Annotated in this window: 17 protein-coding genes; 3 read left to right on the top strand and 14 right to left on the bottom strand. The window is 63.3% G+C overall.

What is annotated here, in order from left to right:
• Nucleotides 1–186: 186 nt before the first annotated feature.
• The 8 genes from H7C86_RS27240 to purL form a co-directional block, all read right to left on the bottom strand.
• Nucleotides 187–933 carry an AIM24 family protein gene (locus tag H7C86_RS27240; protein WP_019745100.1) on the bottom strand — a complete coding sequence of 249 codons (747 nt, stop codon included), beginning with the start codon at nt 931–933 and terminating at the stop codon, nt 187–189.
• A gap of 13 nt (nt 934–946) precedes the next feature.
• Nucleotides 947–1,624, bottom strand: a complete 678-nt coding sequence (locus H7C86_RS27235; protein WP_003939918.1) for an AIM24 family protein — start codon at nt 1,622–1,624, stop codon at nt 947–949.
• 3 nt (nt 1,625–1,627) lie between these two features.
• Nucleotides 1,628–2,236, bottom strand: coding sequence for an AIM24 family protein (locus H7C86_RS27230; protein ID WP_020970622.1), 609 nt, complete (start codon nt 2,234–2,236; stop codon nt 1,628–1,630).
• 153 nt (nt 2,237–2,389) lie between these two features.
• On the bottom strand, nt 2,390–3,967 hold the full coding sequence (gene purF / locus H7C86_RS27225) for an amidophosphoribosyltransferase (RefSeq protein WP_003940541.1): 1,578 nt from the start codon (nt 3,965–3,967) through the stop codon (nt 2,390–2,392).
• 126 nt (nt 3,968–4,093) lie between these two features.
• Nucleotides 4,094–4,483: a sterol carrier family protein gene (locus H7C86_RS27220; protein WP_003939745.1), complete on the bottom strand. Its 390-nt coding sequence runs from the start codon at nt 4,481–4,483 to the stop codon at nt 4,094–4,096.
• The gene (locus H7C86_RS27215) at nt 4,483–5,139 is read right to left on the bottom strand and encodes a CPBP family intramembrane glutamic endopeptidase (RefSeq protein ID WP_019745102.1); all 657 of its coding nucleotides are present in this window, start codon (nt 5,137–5,139) and stop codon (nt 4,483–4,485) included. The genes H7C86_RS27220 and H7C86_RS27215 overlap by 1 nt, the downstream gene beginning before the upstream one ends.
• Complete coding sequence (locus H7C86_RS27210) at nt 5,136–6,920, bottom strand: alpha/beta-hydrolase family protein (RefSeq protein WP_020970624.1); 1,785 nt, start codon at nt 6,918–6,920, stop codon at nt 5,136–5,138. Before H7C86_RS27210 ends, H7C86_RS27215 begins: the two co-directional genes overlap by 4 nt.
• Nucleotides 6,921–6,923: 3 nt before the next feature.
• Entirely contained in the window at nt 6,924–9,212 is a 2,289-nt protein-coding gene (gene purL, locus H7C86_RS27205) for a phosphoribosylformylglycinamidine synthase subunit PurL (protein ID WP_019745104.1), read from the bottom strand.
• 250 nt (nt 9,213–9,462) lie between these two features.
• Between purL and H7C86_RS27200 the strand changes: the two genes are divergently transcribed.
• Nucleotides 9,463–10,440 carry a Dyp-type peroxidase gene (locus tag H7C86_RS27200; protein WP_182262599.1) on the top strand — a complete coding sequence of 326 codons (978 nt, stop codon included), beginning with the start codon at nt 9,463–9,465 and terminating at the stop codon, nt 10,438–10,440.
• Between the two features lie 11 nt (nt 10,441–10,451).
• Here H7C86_RS27200 and H7C86_RS27195 read toward each other — a convergent pair whose 3' ends face one another.
• The gene (locus tag H7C86_RS27195; protein WP_024487294.1) at nt 10,452–11,744 is read right to left on the bottom strand and encodes a M18 family aminopeptidase; all 1,293 of its coding nucleotides are present in this window, start codon (nt 11,742–11,744) and stop codon (nt 10,452–10,454) included.
• A gap of 88 nt (nt 11,745–11,832) precedes the next feature.
• Nucleotides 11,833–12,186, bottom strand: coding sequence for a VOC family protein (locus tag H7C86_RS27190; RefSeq protein ID WP_020970627.1), 354 nt, complete (start codon nt 12,184–12,186; stop codon nt 11,833–11,835).
• Nucleotides 12,187–12,253: 67 nt separating this feature from the next.
• Between H7C86_RS27190 and H7C86_RS27185 the strand changes: the two genes are divergently transcribed.
• Nucleotides 12,254–12,859 carry a hypothetical protein gene (locus H7C86_RS27185; RefSeq protein WP_042952816.1) on the top strand — a complete coding sequence of 202 codons (606 nt, stop codon included), beginning with the start codon at nt 12,254–12,256 and terminating at the stop codon, nt 12,857–12,859.
• 12 nt (nt 12,860–12,871) lie between these two features.
• On the opposite strand, the gene H7C86_RS27180 is transcribed toward H7C86_RS27185, so the two are convergent.
• From H7C86_RS27180 to H7C86_RS27170, 3 genes are all read right to left on the bottom strand, one after another.
• On the bottom strand, nt 12,872–13,468 hold the full coding sequence (locus H7C86_RS27180) for a CatB-related O-acetyltransferase (RefSeq protein WP_230090996.1): 597 nt from the start codon (nt 13,466–13,468) through the stop codon (nt 12,872–12,874).
• 126 nt (nt 13,469–13,594) lie between these two features.
• Nucleotides 13,595–14,824: an acyl-CoA dehydrogenase family protein gene (locus tag H7C86_RS27175; RefSeq protein WP_007733810.1), complete on the bottom strand. Its 1,230-nt coding sequence runs from the start codon at nt 14,822–14,824 to the stop codon at nt 13,595–13,597.
• 91 nt (nt 14,825–14,915) lie between these two features.
• Entirely contained in the window at nt 14,916–16,217 is a 1,302-nt protein-coding gene (locus H7C86_RS27170) for an esterase family protein (protein WP_020908943.1), read from the bottom strand.
• Nucleotides 16,218–16,303: 86 nt separating this feature from the next.
• On the opposite strand from H7C86_RS27170, the gene H7C86_RS27165 reads away from it, so the two are divergent.
• Nucleotides 16,304–16,915: a phosphoribosylanthranilate isomerase gene (locus H7C86_RS27165; protein WP_042952822.1), complete on the top strand. Its 612-nt coding sequence runs from the start codon at nt 16,304–16,306 to the stop codon at nt 16,913–16,915.
• Here the strand turns inward: H7C86_RS27165 and H7C86_RS27160 are convergent.
• Nucleotides 16,903–17,829, bottom strand: a complete 927-nt coding sequence (locus H7C86_RS27160) for a hypothetical protein (protein ID WP_182262597.1) — start codon at nt 17,827–17,829, stop codon at nt 16,903–16,905. The two genes, H7C86_RS27165 and H7C86_RS27160, sit on opposite strands and share 13 nt — an antisense overlap.
• Between the last annotated feature and the right edge of the window lie 17 nt (nt 17,830–17,846).

Below are 17,846 nucleotides of genomic sequence, written 5' to 3'. Positions count from 1 at the left end.
TATTTCTCGCGAGCACGTATTGCTCGTGCACAGGTAAGTGGTCTTGCAATGTGAAGTGTTTGCAATCCTCGTGACGCGAGATGGATCGTTCGACTCGAGACCCAGAGCGCGCACACAAATACCGACGATTACGCCCATACGCTACCGGACCGCCCCCCTCGGTGAGACCTCGCGTACCCCGAGACGTCAGTTCTGCAGCCGCGCACCGATCGAGGAGTGCAGCGCTCGCAGACTGTTCTGCCCGAGTGCAACGGTCTCGGATTCGATGTGTTTGAGGAGGTGCCCGTCGTGGACGACCTTCTCGCTCGACTGGATCAGCACCGTGCCGGCTCCGGTGAAATCGAACTGGCGTTCTTCACCGGTATTCGCGCCGAACATGCTTCCCCGAACCGCGCCCAGGAAGCTCTGCATCCAGTCCGCATCGAAGTGATGGGACGGCGACGGGCAGTCGGCCCAACCCACCAACGCCTGCGGGTCGATGCGCAGCGGCGGCTCCGCGAACATGACCGGGCCGTTGGACGACGCCAGGAACTTGCCCGTTCCCAGCAGCGTCAAAAAGCCTGGGACGATGGACTGTTTGAGGTCCAGGCTCGTCTCGAAGGCGAGGAGATTGGCCGCGCGAATCGTGAGGTTGCCGTCGTCGAGGTCGTAGGAATTGATGTTGAATCCGCGGTCGCCGAGGATCAACTTGCCCTGCCCCTGGGCGAGCACCCAGTCGTCCGCGTAGAGCGGCGAAGAGAACCTGGCCGCGACGATCGCCGTCATGCTCGTGCGCCCGAGCGGCTCGAAGTTGATGTTTCCGTAGTACGCGATCATCGCGCCCTTGGACGTGAACCACGGTTGTCCGGCCATCTCGACGCAGAAGGCGTAGTCGTTGCCCGGGACGTTGTCGTTGGCGGGCAGAGTTGCCGGATTGTGAATTTCGATACCCATGCTCTTTGCCCTCTCAGAACTTCTGCTCGGACGCCTGGACCCAGACGGTGCCGGCGCCGGTCATCTTCAGCTGGATGGACTCCCCCGAGCCCTTGCCGACGGCCTCGCGCCAGCCGACGTTCGCGGAGATGTCGACGTTGATCTGACCGATGTGGCACACGTATGCCTGCGGGTCGACGACGACCTGAGGATTGTTCGGACCGACCTGCAACGGAATCGCGCCCCCGTGCGAGAGAACCGCGACGCTTCCCTGTCCGTGCAACTGCGTCGTGAACAGCCCTTGACCGGTCATCGCTCCGCGTACCGCTCCGCGCACACCGCCCTGCGACGTGAGAGCGACTATCGAACTCTGGAGGTAACCGTCGTGTGCGAGGAGTCGGTCGGCTTCGACCGTGAGCATCGACGAACCGTCGAGGTGGATGACCTCGACATACAAACCGGCGTGCCCGTAGAAGACCTCACCGTTTCCCTCGGCCGCCATCATGCGTGCATGCTCGCCGGACATCATGCGGCCGGCCATCCCGGCGATACCGCCCATGTTCGGCATGGCGCCTGGCCCACCGCCCATGCTGTGCGGGATGAAGCGGACGTCACCGGTGTAGTAGAGCATCGACCCGGTGCGGGCGAGCACGTTCTGGCCAGGCGCGAGGGTCGACTTGACGACCTTGCTGTTCACCAATTCCAACGGCATGGTTCAGCGCTCCTCGGGCTGGATGTAGACGACTCCGGATCCGTCGAATCGCAGCGAGAACGCTTCACCGCTGCCACCGCCGATCGCGGAGCGCCAGGTGACGTCGGTGACGAAGCTCTGGTTGAGCTGGCCGCGGTGAGCGACGAATGCGTCGGGATCGGCAACCAGCGGATACTGCGGGCTGACTTCGAGCGCGATGATCGGTCCGCCCTTCGACAGCACGGCCACCAGACCGGTGCCGCTGACGACCGTCGTGAACAAGCCCTGTCCGGAACCTGCGCCGCGGAGGCCGGCAAATTTCACATCGGTTCGCAGCTGTCCGACCAGTGCGAGCAACTGTGACGCTTCCACGTGCAGAGCGTCGTTGTCGAGTTCGATGATCGTGATGTCCTGGGCGTCGACCGCGAAGTAGACGGTGCCTTGTCCGCTGACTTCCATCAGGGACAGTGATTCACCTGCCGCCTTCTGTTTCAGCGCGGCACGTAACCCTCCGCCACCGCCCATACCGGCGTTCTTGAAGGTGATCGCACCCTCGTACGCCACCATCGAACCGTTGATCGCTTTGATGGTGTCCCCCACCAGGTCTGCGACCAGTACCCGGTGCCCATCCATTCTCAGTTGCGCCACGGAGGGCACTATGCCAGATGCTCACGACGTATGCCGTGTCGTCGAACGGAAAGTCGTGGAACAGAAAATCTGCCGCCCACATGTTGTGGACGGCAGATTCTCGGCTATCGATTTTCGGTGCTCTGCAGCTTTCGGTGTTCAGGGGCGGCTGAGCGCGCTCGCGTTGTCGTTGTCGCGAGTGGCCGTCGAACCTGCGGTGCTCTCGAGCATCCCCTCGAGGACGTTCTTGCCGATCGACGTTTCCTTGGGAAGCGCGATCGGGTAGGTCCCGTCGAAGCACGCGGCGCACAGACGGCTGGCCGGCTGCTCGGTCGCGGCGATCATGCCTTCGGTGGAGATGTATCCGAGCGTGTCCGCTCCGATGGAACGACGCACACCGTCGAGCATTTCCTCGAACGTCGCATCCTGTCCGCCTGCTCCGTTGGCAATCAATTCGGCCGGTGAGGCGAAGTCGATGCCGTAGAAGCAGGGCCACTTGACCGGCGGCGAGGCGATACGGACGTGAATTTCGAGGGCGCCGGCTTCGCGGAGCATCCGGATGAGCGCACGCTGAGTGTTACCGCGGACGATCGAATCGTCCACCACCACAAGCCGCTTGCCGCGGATGACTTCCTTGAGCGGGTTGAGCTTGAGCCTGATACCGAGCTGACGGATCGTCTGCGACGGCTGGATGAAGGTACGGCCGACGTAAGCGTTCTTCATCAAACCCTGGCCGTAAGGAATGCCCGAACCCTGGGCATACCCGACGGCGGCGGGGGTGCCGGACTCGGGAACGGGGATGACCAGGTCGCCTTCGGCGGGGTGCTCGCTGGCGAGCAGACGGCCGATCTCGACGCGGGTCGAGTGGACCGAACGGCCACCGATGACGCTGTCGGGACGCGCGAGGTAGACGTACTCGAAGACACAACCCTTGGGAGTCGGGTTCGCGAAACGCGAGGAGCGGACGCCGTCTGCGTCGATCGCGAGTAGCTCACCGGGCTCGATGTCGCGAACGAACGACGCGCCGACGATGTCGAGGGCTGCGGTCTCGCTGGCGACTACCCAACCGCGGTCGAGTCGACCGAGGCAGAGCGGGCGGATGCCGTGCGGATCGCGCGCTGCGTACAGCGTGTGCTCGTCCATGAAGGTGAGGCAGAACGCGCCCTCCAACGTGGGAAGCAATTCCATCGCGGCCTGTTCGATGGTGCTGTCGCCGGCAGCGTGTGCCAGGAGACCACCGATGAGGTCGGAGTCGGAAGTCGCGGCATTGGGGCGCTTGTCGTTGACCAGGCCGGCTGCACGGGTGCGGCTCGCGAGTTCAGCGGTGTTGACCAGGTTGCCGTTGTGGCCGAGCGCGATGCCGGTACCGGCAGTGGTCGTACGGAAGATGGGCTGCGCGTTCTCCCACGTCGTGGAACCGGTGGTGGAGTAACGGCAATGTCCGACGGCGACATGTCCTGGCATCGCTGCGAGAGTCTGCTCGTCGAATACCTGGCTGACCAGGCCGAGATCCTTGAACACCAACACCTGGGAGCCGTCGGCTACCGCAATGCCGGCAGCTTCTTGACCACGGTGCTGAAGTGCGTACAGGCCGTAATAAGTGAGCTTCGCCACATCCTCTCCCGGCGCCCAGACGCCGAATACACCGCATTCTTCGCGGGGCTCGTTCTCGTCCTCGTCGGACGGGTTCGAAGCGAGGAGATTTGGACTGTTGACCGACAGATCGGCACGAGTCACCGGGCGCTCCCTTTGTGGGCAGGGGTTGGGGGGCATCCACAGTCTACGGCCATTTTGGGACACACTTCCCCTGAGGGCAGCCTTGGGCCTCAGATCACGCCGAAGCGAACCGGATGGTCTCTGTCACTACGCCAACCGGAGCAGTGGGAGCCAGTGCGCAATTTCGGGGGCGCGGCTACCTGATGCGTCGACTCGTCCGTCACCTGCGGCCTCGGAGAACTCGAGCAGTCCGGTGACCATCTGCAACCACGTGCGAGCGTCCGTCTCGACGACGTTTGGCGGGGTTCCGCGCGTATGACGTGGACCTTCGATGCATTGCACGGCGACAAACGGCGGCACCCGCACCTCGACGCTCGATCCGGGGGCGATCTGTTCGAGAGTGCGCGCACTCATCTTCACTGCGGCGCCGAGTTCAGCGCGAGAAGGCTTCGGAAGTTCCGGATCGCGAAGCCACGGGCCGACAGCCAGGACTGCGGCACGGAATTCGGCGGGGTCGACGGCGCGGCGGGGCGGCATCAGTTCACTCCTTGTCTTCGAGTAGCGATACGAACGGCAAGTGCGCCACCGGCATTGGTCGCGAGGTGCAGCAATGCCGGTGCGAGGACGCTGCCACCCCTGCGATGCAGCCACTCGAACAGCAGTGCCGACGCGCCGGTGAATGCCACTGCAGCGGGAACGTTGTCGCCGGCACCGCGGGCGGGGGCGACGTGCCACAACCCGAAAGTCAGTGCATGAACAGCCTGCGCGGTGGGACGGTTCAGCTCACGATTCCAGACTGCGGACATCGCGCTACGGAACAACAGTTCCTCGGAAAGCACCGTGCCGAAGGGGATGTGCAAGATGATCCATTCGAGGAAGTCCTCACGGCCGTCTGCTCGCTCGTCGGCAGCGAGTGTCGCACGCAAGGACGGGACAACCAGAGCGGCGCTGTAGCCGGTGAGGACCGCCCCGGCCGCGGCTCCGCCGAACTGGGCACCACCACGAATTCCGGTGTGTGCCAATCCGAGTTCCTCGCGGGTGTAACCACGTGCGAGTAAGACTCCGATGGCCGACAGACCGGCCGCGGTGTTGACCACGGCGCGAGCGCGAGGCGAAAGACCGAATGCCGGAAGCACGACGTTGCTCCAGGTGATCGCTGCGGCGGAGAGCGCGATCGAGGCGACTCCCCTCACTTCTCTGGGCCCTCGGATTTCACGGCGACAACCAACGCCGAACGCACCCGCTCGGTTTCTGCGGCCGTCCATCCCTCGGGCTGGGCGACGCTGATCCAGGCGTCCAGAACGGAGGTTCCGTAATTGTGACCGTGACCGTCCGGAACTCCCGCGGCGTTACCGAGGTCTGCAGACACCTGCCAGAACGTCACGACCGGGAACCATTTCATCGACGGTGAGCGGTCGAATCCCGGTACTTCCTTGAGCCACTCGGGCCGGTTGAACATGAGGTCGGGTGACCACCACACCACCGGATCGGAAGGATGCTGGACAAACAGAACTCGCGGCTGCGGCCACGTCATACCGTCGGTCGGGATGTCTTCGGAGCGATCCGCGAACCGGACTCCGGCCAGACCGTCCGCGTACACGGGCGCCACTTCGGGAGTGCCGGGATCGCGCCTCTTCTCGATCGAACGCCACAACTGCGTCGCGTTCGGTGGACCTACCCACAGAATTCCGTCGGCGGTATCGCGCGCCGCTTGCAGTGTGTCGAATGCCCCCGCGCCGGCCATGACGCCGAGGCTCTCGCCGTAGACCATGAACTTCGGCCTGGTGGCTTCCGGTTCCTGAAGCCATCTTTCGTGTACCCGCTCGATCAACAGGCGACCGGCAGCTTGCGCCTTCTCCTGGTCTGCGAGGAACGAGATCCAACTCGGCAGGTACGAGTACTGGCTGGCGACGAGAGCAGTGTCGCCGCCATGTACAAGCTCGATTGCCTGTGCCGCAGTGGGATTGACCCACCCTGTACCTGTCGTCGGAATGACCACGAGGACCTTGCGTTGGAAGGCGCCGGTTCGCTCCAGTTCCTTGATGACCAGATCCATACGCTCTTCGGGATCTTCGGCGCTTTCGAGTCCGGCATACACGCGAATCGGATCCATCGCAGGGTTACCGGTTGCCGCTTCGAGTTCCTGGGCGTCCAGTCCACGCGAGACGAAGTTGCGCCCCTCGAACCCCAATGTGTCCCAGGGAGCAGCAGATTCGGGGCTGCCCGATTTCATCGGATCCTGCGGTTCGACGACGCCGTCTCGAGTGGTCGAGTTCTGCAGACTGAAGATCGAGTTGGTCGCGGCATAGATTCCGCGAACGAGGACGCCGTCGACCAACATGAAGAACAGGACGGTGACAACCAGGACGCCGACACCATTGGCCACAGACCGCGACCAGTGGAACCGCCGCATCAGCTGTCGGGCAATCAGTTTCACCAGATCGTGGAGGACCCGCCAGATCGAGATGAGCAGGCCGCCGATGAAGAGGCTCAATCCGAGGGTTCGGATGTAGCCGGAGGTGGTTGTGCCTTCGGCGTCGGTCAGCGCCGCAATTTCGCGTTGCCACCCGGCGGCGTAGACCAACATGATGATCGCCGCGACGATGGATGCGACCGGTACGAAGACCTTGATCGCGGAAGGCACCGGCTCGGGCAGGGGCCACCACCGTCGACCGCTGAGCAGGTATCGCTCCACAGCCCAACCGATCGCGGTGCCGACGCCGTAGCCGATGGCCGAGTTGATGCCGCCGATCAGACCTTGGAAGAGCCAATCGCGCGGCAGCAACGACGGCGTCAGAGACCAGCAGAAGAAGAACGCGGCAAACGCGATGCCGGTGAAGTCGAGTTTGAGGAGCCCCCACGCCCACTCGGTGAAGCGGTTGTCGAACTTCTCGAGAGATGCGGGAACAGCCAGCCGCAGGTGGTGTTCCTGCGGCTGGCTGTCAGAAGAAGTCAGTTCTCCGGAATCGACCATCTATCACCCGAACAGTGCGGGCAGCGTTCCCTCGAAGGCCTCACGGAGCTTGGCCATCGTGACGGAGAAGTGTCCCTGGACCTCGACGGAGTCGCTGCCCTCGTCGACGACCCCGATACGCGTCCACGGCAAGCCGCGAGCGGTGCACATACCGGTGAAGCGGGTCTCCTCGGTGCGAGGAACCGCAACCAGGACGCGTCCGGACGATTCCGAGAACAGGGTCACGAACGGATCTGCGCCCTCGGGAATCAGGATGCGGCAACCGGTTTCGCCGGCCAGCGCGGCTTCGACGACAGCCTGGGCCAGTCCACCCTCGGAGAGGTCGTGAGCTGCGGTGACCAGTCCGTCACGCGAGGAGGCGAGCAGGATGTCCGCAAGCAGCTGCTCACGGGCGAGGTCGACCTTCGGCGGCACGCCACCGAGGTGACCGTGCTCGACCTGCGACCAGATGGAACCGTCGAACTCGTCGTGGGTGTCGCCGAGCAGGATCAGCGTCTCGCCAGGCTCGAGTCCGAGGCCCGTCGGGATACGGCGGTGAACGTCGTCGATCACACCGAGGACGGCAACCACCGGCGTCGGCAGGATGGCCGTGGATCCGGTCTGGTTGTAGAAGCTGACGTTGCCGCCGGTGACGGGGATGCCGAGGGTGGCGCAACCGTCGGCGAGGCCGCGAACAGCCTGCTGGAACTGCCACATGACACCCGGGTCCTCGGGCGAACCGAAGTTCAAGCAGTTGGAGACGGCCTTGGGCGTTGCGCCCGTGACTGCCACGTTGCGGAAAGCCTCAGCCAATGCGAGCTGGGCGCCGGTGTACGGATCGAGCGCGGTGTAGCGGCCCGAAGCGTCGGTGGACAGTGCGATGCCGCGTCCGGTCTTCTCGTCGATGCGGATGACACCGCCGTCGGCGTTCTCGGCCAGGACGGTGTTACCGCGGACGTAGCGGTCGTACTGCTCGGTGATCCACTTGCGGCTGCACAGGGCAGGCGAGGCGATCATCTTCAGCAGGGTCGCTTCGAGCTCGGCGTCGGTTTCGGGACGCTTCAGTCCGGCGGTCGTGTTCGCGATCAACGCGTCCTGGCTTGCCGGGCGCTCGACGGGACGGTTGTAGACCGGGCCTTCGTGAGCGACGGTGCGCGGGGGAACGTCGACGACGGTCTCGCCGTGCCAGGAGATGGTGAGGTGCTCACCGTCGGTGACCTCGCCGATGTCGGTGGCCAGGACGTCCCACTTCTTGCAGACCTCCATGAACGCATCGACGTTCTCGGGCGTGACCACGGCGCACATGCGCTCCTGCGATTCGCTCGAGAGCACCTCGGCCGGGGTCATGCCGGTGGCGCGCATCGGAACCTTCTCGAGGTTGATGTGCATGCCGCCGTCGCCGGCCGCAGCCAACTCGGAGGTGGCGCAGGACAGTCCGGCGCCGCCGAGGTCCTGGATACCGACAACGAGGCCGGCCTTGTAGAGGTCGAGACAGCACTCGATGAGCACCTTCTCGGTGAAGGGGTCGCCAACCTGAACCGCAGGGAGCTTCTTACGTCCGCCGGTGTCTCCACCCTCGTCGTCGAACGTCGCCGACGCGAGGACCGAGACGCCGCCGATGCCGTCGAGACCGGTGCGCGCGCCGAACAGGATGATCTTGTTGCCTGCACCCGAAGCGAAGGCCAGATGCAGATCCTCGACGCGCATGACGCCGGCTGCCAGTGCGTTGACCAGCGGGTTGCCTGCGTAGGACTCGTCGAAGACCGTCTCGCCGCCGATGTTGGGGAGGCCGAGGGAGTTTCCGTATCCACCGACACCACGCACGACACCGTCGACGACGCGACGGGTATCGGGGGCGTCAGCAGCACCGAACCGAAGCTGATCCATGACGGCGATCGGACGAGCACCCATGGCCATGATGTCGCGGACGATGCCACCGACACCGGTTGCCGCACCCTGGTAGGGCTCGACGTACGACGGGTGGTTGTGGCTCTCGACCTTGAACGTGACTGCCCAGCCGTCACCGATGTCGACGACGCCGGCGTTCTCGCCGATTCCGGCCAGCATGTTGGCGCGCATCTCGTCGGTGGTGGTCTTGCCGAAGTATCCGAGGTGGACCTTCGAGGACTTGTACGAGCAGTGCTCGCTCCACATCACCGAGTACATCGCCAGTTCGGCGTCCGTGGGACGGCGGCCCAGGATCTCCTTGATGCGTGCGTATTCGTCGTCCTTGAGACCGAGCTCCTTGAACGGCTGAGCGGCATCGGGATCAGCCGATGCGTGCGTGACGGTATCGACCTGGTGAGCAGACACTGGAGAGTGGTCCCTTCCCTACGGGAGTCAAGAGGCAAGCCGGCGCGGAGCGGGACACCACGAATGTGCCCAACGAAAGAACGTGCCGGGGGACAGTCTATCGGTGTGGGCCGACGACTTCCGCAGACGGCAGCACCCGCAACACCTCCGGGCCTGCGAAGTATCGCCCGTCACACCCGCCCCGGTTTGGGTAATCCGGTCGGTTTTCTTAAGGTCAGGCCGGTTCATTCTTTCCCTCGAAAGGTCTCGCATGCCCCAGGATGTTCGTCAAGCCGACCTCACGGCACAGTCCCAGTCGGTGACCACTCCCCTCACTCCGGCTGCAATTTTCCTGGTCGCGACCGTGAATCCGGGTGGCGAGAACACCACACGAGAAGTGCTCGCCGATGTCGCCGGCCTGCAGCGGGCTGTGGGGCTGCGTGTCCCTGGATCGGGTTTGGACGTCGTGACGAGCATCGGTTCGCTGGCCTGGGATCGACTGTTCGCCGGTCAGCGCCCTGCGCTGCTGCACCCGTTCACCGCTTTGCAGGGTGACGTTCACTCGGCGCCGTCGACTCCCGGTGATCTGCTCTTCCACATCCGCGCGATGAGTATGGACGCGTGTTTCGAGGTGGCTCGGCAGATCACGAAGCGACTGCACGGCGCGGCCACGGTGGTCGACGAGGTTCACGGCTTCCAGTACTTCGAGAACCGCGACCTCATCGGCTTCGTCGACGGCACCGAGAATCCGGTCGGCCGCGACGCCGTCGCTGCAGTGACGGTCGGCGACGAGGATCCTGCGTTCACCGGCGGCAGCTACGTCCATATCCAGCGCTACATCCACAAGATGCGCGATTGGGAAGCAATCACCGTCGACGAGCAGGAGGGTGTGATCGGGCGCAGCAAGCTCGAGGACATCGAGATGACGTCCGACGTGAAGCCGGCCAACTCGCACGTCGCGCTCAACGCAATCAAGGACGAGAACGGCAAGGCTCTCGAGATCCTGCGTGCCAACATGCCGTACGGGCGCCTCGGTGACGACGAGATCGGCACCTTTTTCATCGGCTACTGCCGCACGCCTGCGATCACCGAACGGATGCTGGAGAACATGTTTCTCGGCGACCCCCGCGGCAACTACGACCGACTACTCGACTTCTCGACGGCCGTGACGGGCTCGATGTTCTTCACACCGAGCGCCGACTTCTTCGAGGGTCTCCCGGCCGCACCCGCCGGGCTCTCGGCACTTTGACTACGCGCCCTCTAACTTCGAGGCGTGAGGAAGGCACCGAGCGCGTCGGCATACATGCGGACGTCTGCCGCGCCCATCAACTCGCGGGCCGAGTGCATCGCGAGCTGGGGTGCGCCGACGTCGACGGTGGACAGTCCGGTCCGTGATGCCGTGATGGGTCCGATGGTGGAGCCGCACGGCAGATCGGCGCGGTGGACGTAGCGCTGCATCGGCACTCCCGCCTGATCACACGCGAGCGCGAATTCGCCTGCACCGGCCGCATCGGTGGCGTATCGCAGGTTCTGGTTCACCTTGAGTACAGGCCCACCGTTGATCTCGATCCGATGAGCGGGCTCGTGGCGGTCCGGGTAGTTGGGGTGCGTCGCGTGAGCCATGTCGCCCGACGCACACACCGAGCCCGCCATCGCCTGCAGGAATTCTTCGCGGCCACCACCGCGCCCCAACACGATCCGTTCGAGCACGGTGTTCAGCAGATCTGAGAAAGCTCCACGGTCGGACATGCTGCCGACCTCTTCATGATCGAAGAGTGCGAGCACCGGGACCTGCTGACCGGGCGACTCGACTGCGGCCAGAAGTGCTTGTGTCCCTGCATAACACGTGCCCTGATTGTCCAGCCGAGGGGCGCTGACCAATTCCTTGTCCACCCCCACGACTGCGCTGGGCGCAAGATCGTGTGTCATCAATTCCCAGCCGAGAACCGACGACGCGGCTACACCCGCACGCTCGGCGACAAATCCGATGAACGACTTGGGTTTCGAACCCACGCCCCAGATTCCGTTGACGTGCCGCTGCGGATCCAGCGTCACGCCCTTGCGATCTTCGGACAGGTGGATAGCCAGCTGCGGAACACGCAGAATCGGGTCGTCGATGCGAACCAGCTTCTGCTCCACCGTGTTTCCCACCCGGACACTCAATCGTCCGGAGATACCGAGATCGCGGTCGAGCCAGGAGTTCAGCCACGCACCGCCATACGGTTCGAGGCCCACCATCTGCCACCCGGCCGAAGTGAGGTCGGGATGCTGTTTGACCCGCAGGTTCGGGCTGTCGGTATGACCTCCGACGATCCGGAACGGAGCGGTGTTTCCCACGCCCTCGGTGCTCCAGGCAATCAGCGAACCACCGCGCACGAGGAAGTACCGTCCGGGCTCGGCGGGCCACGACTGCGTTTCGTGGACTTCGACGAACCCACCGGCCGTCAGCTCGGTCGCCACCGTCGCGCACACATGGAACGGCGACGGTGACGAATCGACGAAGCTGCACAGGCCGACTGCGTCGGCCCCGGTCCGAGAAGTCTGAGAAGTCATGCCCCTCATCATGCCCGAATCGGTGCCCGCGAAATCAGTGGGCACGAAATCAGTGGGCGCGAATCGGGTGAGCTCAGAACCTGTCAGCTCAGGCGTGAGGACCGGACACGCAGAACTGGTTCCCATCAGGATCGAGGAGCGTCACCCAACGGAAACCGTCCATGTTCTCCCGGTGGTGCTCGGTTGCTCCGGCCTCGACGAGCCGCGCCACCTCGGCGTCGAGATCCGGACTCCCCAAATCGAGATGGATGCGATTCTTGCCGGCAGTGGGGTCCGGGACCTTCTGGAATGCGAAGTTGGTGGCGCTGTCAGGGACCGCGACGATGTAGAACCAACCGTCGTTCTCCTCGACGATGTTTCCGCCCAACTGCGCCGCCCACCACGTTGCGAGCGGACCGGGATCGAGACTGTCGAAAGTGATCATGCCGAGTGTGAGAGTCATGCGCACAAGCTAATACAAGCCACCGACAAAGAGTCTCGATCTCGGGCTGAGATGAGACGATCCTCGAATGCGATTCACAACGCTGCGCGACCGTGTTGCAGAACCACTCTTCGCAGTTTTCATCGCGACCGGATTACTCCTGAGCGTCCTCGGAGTGCTCGCCTGGCGATTTGCCACGCCATCCACGCGGACAGAACATATCGGCATCCAACCTCCACCACCGCCGCCGATAGAGGACGGCAAGACGGGGTACATGTGGGTGATCGACGGCTACAGCTACTCCGACGCACCACATTGGTTCCCCGCGGCCGCTTGGTTCCTGATGGTCGGAACGGCTGTCGCCGTTGTCGTCTCGGCGATACTGAACGCGACGGGATGGCGACTGGCCCGCGACGCGCACGGTAGAAAATTTGCTCTTCCGCTTGCCCTTTCAGCTTTCGGCGCAGCCTACGGACTCGCGGTTGCCGTTGTCGGACGAATCTGGCCGCCCACCTTCTATTCGGTGGTCCTTCCCGAACCGCGCGACCCTCAGAACCCCTACCCGGCATCGGCCGTTATCCACTTCGACCTCGAGCCGAACCTGATCACCTTCACCGCAACAGGTCTTGCCGTCGGCCTTCTCGCGGCCGCCCTGCTTTATGTCCGGAACTACTCGCTCACACGAACGAACTAGCGGGCGCGGAGATCACTCGACCGCTTCGAGTTCCGCGACACTTCCGTCCGAGATCACTCGGACGTGGCGGGTGATCTTCTCGATCGGCCAGTCCCACCACGCAATTCGCACCAACTTCTCGATGTCTTCAGCGCTGAAGCGGCGCTTGATCTCCATCGCCGGGTTGCCGCCGACAATTGCGTAGTCCGGGACGTCGCGCGTTACGACGGCGCCGGTGGACACGATCGACCCGTGGCCGATCCGGACACCGGGCATGACTGTCACGTTCCCGCCGAACCACACGTCGTTCCCCACGACGGTGTCACCGCGCGACGGCAAATCCTGCACCAAATCAATGTGCCTGGCCCAATCGCCGCCCATGATCGGGAACGGGTAGGTGGAGACACCGTTCATACGATGGTTCGCGCCGTTCATGATGAAGGTGACACCGGTGGCCAGGGCGCAGAACTTTCCGATCACCAGTTTGTCGGGACCGTAGTGATGCAACACGTTTCGAGTCTCGAACTCTTCGGCGAACTCCGGATCGTCGTAGTAGGTGTACTCCCCTACCTCGATCAACGGGTTGTCGATCAACGGCTTCAGCAACACCACTCGTGGTTGCCCGGCCATCGGATGAACATTTGTGGGATCTGGCTCGTTCACTGCTTACTCCAATCCGCCGGCGCGGTGTCGCCGACCGCAGCAAGACTATCCGGTTCCTGCTGCGGTCGACCGACCAGCGAAAACGTTCCGGTGTCAGCCCAGGAGGCCCTTGGCGATATGGGTGACCTGAATTTCGTTGCTGCCCGCATAGATCATGAGCGACTTGGCATCACGCGCCAACTGCTCGACTCGGTATTCGGCCATGTAGCCGTTTCCACCGAACAGCTGCACGGCTTCCATCGCGACCTCGGTCGCTGCGCGCGACGAGTACAGCTTCATCGCCGACGCCTCCGCCAGGCTCACTTTGTCTCCGGCCGCGGTGCGTTCGATCGCGTTGAAGACCATGTTCTGCACGTTGATTCGAGCGACCTCCATCTCTGCGAGCTTGAGCTGGATGAGCTGGAACTGCCCGATCTCACGTCCCCACAGTTTGCGGGACTTCGCGTATTCGATGCTCAGACGGTGACATTCGTTGATGATGCCCAGTGAGAGCGACGCGATTCCGATGCGTTCGGCGGCAAAGCTCTCCTTGGCGCTGGACTTTCCGTCGGACTTTCCGCTGTCCTCGGTTTCGCCGAGCAGACGATCCTTGGTGATGCGGACGTTGTCGAAGAACAGCTCACCGGTGGGCGAGGAGTTCATTCCCATCTTCTTGAACGGCGGGCTCTGCGTGAGCCCCTCCATGCCCTTGTCGAGGATGAAGGCGAGCACCTTGCGGTCACGACGATCAACCGACGCGTCCCCCTCGTCGAGCTTTGCGTAGACGATCATCACGTCGGCGTACGGACCGTTGGTGATGAAGGTCTTGTTGCCGTTGAGGATGTAGTCGTCACCGTCGCGGCGTACGTAGGACTTCATACCGCCGAAGGCATCCGAGCCGGAGTCCGGTTCGGTGATCGCCCATGCACCGACGGTTTCGAAAGTCACCAAGCCAGGGAGCCAGCGTTCCTTCTGCGCGAGTGTGCCGCGGCTGCGGATAGTTCCAGCGGCCAATCCGAGGCTGACGCCCAACGACGCGACAAGACCGAGGCTGACGCCGGCCAATTCGCTGTTGAGCACAACGCCCATGCTGCCGGCGCCACTGAAGGCGCTCGACTTCTCACCGTCACCGGACGGAGCATCGCCGCGCTCGCGTGCGAGCGACTTCTCGAGGCCCTCGCGTGCCATGTCGGCCAGACCGAAGGTCGAGTACAGCTTGCGAATGATGTCGAACGGCGGTAGCGCACCACTTTCGAGCTCGTCGACGTGAGGTCGCACCTCTTTGTCGATAAAGCCCCGCAAGGCGTCGCGGAACATCAGGTCGGTGTCGGACCACTCGTACATGTGCCTGAACTCCAGTCGGTGAACGATCGAGAGACTGCCGAACGGCAGCCACACACCGAATATAGAACACGTTCCAAAACCGGAACAGGATTCAGCTGATCAGACCCATTCGCTGCGAGATCCACGTCAGCTCCTGCTCGACGCCGGCCGACCACACCGAAAAGCTGTGACCACCGGGAAGCTCGAGATATCTGGCGTCCATTCCGGCCGCTTTGGCCGCTTCGTACACCTTTTGCTGGCCGGGCTTGAACTCGTTGTCATCTGTTCCGACCACAAACACTCCGCCCGAGTTCGGGAACTTCCGGGTCGCCAGCAGGTCCATCGGATTCACCTTCACGAATGCCGCCTCGTCGCCGCCGAATATCTCGTCGACGGTTCGCTGTCGGTCACCGAGCGAGGGCTCCAACTGACCGGAGAGATCGAGGAACGTCGGATACACGTCGGGGTAGTTGGTAGCCATCTGCAGCGAGCAGGTACCGCCGTAAGAGAGTCCGCCGATGGCCCACGCCCTCGGGTTCGTGTCGATCTGGAACGCATTCGCCACTGCAGCGGGCAAATCCTTTGCCAGGTACGTGCCGACCTTGCCCTGCGACGAGTCGGTGCACAGCGGATTGGCCATCTGCGAGCCTGTTCCATCGGCTATCACGACGACCGGCGCCAACCCCTCGTGATCCCGGGCAAAAGCATCCATTGTCGCGGTGAGCTTTCCGCCCTGGAGCCAGTCCTCGGGCTTGCCAGGCTGACCGGCCATGAGCACCAGGACGGGCAGTAGTGGACGCGGATTGGTGAAGTACGACGGCGGCAGATACACCTGGGCATCGCGCGCGGAGAATCCCGAAATCGTTCCGGGAACAGGCAAAGTCGTGACTCGTCCGCGAATCGGCATGCCTTCCGGCGCTTTCCACACCGTGTCGGTGGGATCGCCGGTGACAACAGGATCCGTCGGACCGGGAACTTCGCTGAGTGAAATGCGGTCGAAATCATCGTGTCCGAAGGCAATTCCCACCGTCGGGTAGGCAGCAAAGACCAGATTGATCTGCGTCGCGGCGGTGACGATGACCAGAACGGTCGCAACGACGGACACCACCGCCTTCGCGATCGTTCCGCCCGCCTTGATTCGCGGCCCGAGAAGTAGCACCGCGTAGATACCGATTCCGATCCACACGTAGATCGACATCTCGATGGGATCCGGGAACGGCACGATCACCTTTTCGACGGTGATCCAGACGGCGATCATGATCACCAGTGCGATCAGCCCCGCGATCGGTACCGCTCTGCGGTAGTACCAGCGAACGCTCGAACCGAGCAGCCACACACCACCCAGGACCCCGAGCACAGTCAGGATCACCGGCAGTGGTCCCGAGATCAAACTGATTCGGTAGAGCCAGTCCACGTCAAGCCTCTCGCACGTAGAAATGTCGCACACACGAGGCTAGACGACCACGCTGATACGGCGACGACGCTAGTACTGTGTATCAGGTGACATTCATCAAGGTCTGTGGGCTGCGGGACGCTGACACGGTCGACCTCGCGGTGGGCCTGGGCGTCGACGCCATCGGTTTCGTCTTCGCCGAGAGCGTCCGCAAAGTCGACCCCGCACTCGCAGTCGATCTTCTTGCACGAATCCCCGAACACATCCGGGCAATCGGAGTATTTCTCGGGAACCCGATCGATCAGGTCCTCGAGATCGCCGAGATCACCGGTCTTCGTACCGTGCAGATTCACGATCTGGTCGACGCCGAGCAAGTGCAGCGGCTGCACGACGCCGGCCTCACTGTCATCCGCGCTGTTGTCTCCAGCAACGTCCGCGACGGTTACAACCTCGACCTCGGCGAGGACGAACTTCTGATCGACGGCGCCGACGCCGGATCCGGCGTGCCGTGGGACTGGGCACAACAGCAATCGCGCCCCCAAGGCCAGTGGATCCTGGCGGGCGGACTGTCCCCGGAGAACGTCCGTGACGCTCTTGATGCCACCGGTGCCTGGGGCGTCGATGTCTCCAGCGGCGTCGAGTCTTCCCGCGGCGTCAAGGACCACGCTTTGATCGAGAAGTTCGTCAGCGCTGTCCGGCAGACCGATCACTCGAAATAGGACGCATAGTCACTGAAGGCGATTTGACCGGTGGGACTCGCCTTCACGGCGTCGGCAACGGCAGGCGGAATGGGAGCCCAGTGCGCAGGCATGGCCGCCGCCAGTGACGGCTTCAAGATGTAGAGCAGTGCGAAGTTCACTATCCAGAGCGGCGGCGCCATCGACATGCCGACTTCCGAACTCACATCGCCTTTGGTGTTGGTCACCAGCTGTGCTTCTCCCGAAATCTGTTGCGCTGCAAATCCGTAGACTGCCTGCACCGTGTATGCCGAGTGATAGAGCGCAATCAGAGTGTGCGTCGCACCGTTGTTGCGCAACCAGGTGCCCACGAAACCGCCAGGGGCGATCAGCGTATTCACCTGTCGCGTCGGCGCATCCGCGTTGGCCGGACTCTCCAGCAATCCGTCGGGATTCACGTACAACCCGTAACTGGCCAGAACCGACGGCGTAGTGCCGGAATAGAGGGGCCGCCCGTTCGTATTGGTGAGAATCCGAGCGCATTCGTCGATCACCTCGGCATCCTCGAGATTGCCACCGATCCCACCGCCGGTCATGAGGTCGCGATACTGCTCCTCGGTCAAAGCGTCGGCTGGCTCGAGTCCGATCTGCGCGGCAATCTCTTCCGCAGTCTGCTGACCGAGTGGCTGGTTGAGTTGATCCGGAGTAGTCATCTGCGTGGGCGCGACGCTCTCGTAGACCGGTGCCCCGGCAAAAGGGATCACGAACCCGGTATCGACATTCTCTGCAACCGGTTGCGCGCCGGCCATCTGAGTGGTGGCAAACGAAAGTACGCACACCCCAACCAAAGCCAGAACCGAGACGGTCCCGCGATGAGACCTTGCTCGGTGAGATTCTTGTCCACGTCTACAGCCCTCGCCTGAGAAAGCCTTGCCTGCAATTCCATTGCCGCGCATAGGTCAACCTCCCGGGA

Source organism: Rhodococcus sp. UFZ-B548, from assembly GCF_903819475.1.
Taxonomy (GTDB): Bacteria; Actinomycetota; Actinomycetes; order Mycobacteriales; family Mycobacteriaceae; genus Rhodococcus_F; species Rhodococcus_F erythropolis.
This window is presented reverse-complemented; position numbering and strand designations above follow the sequence as displayed.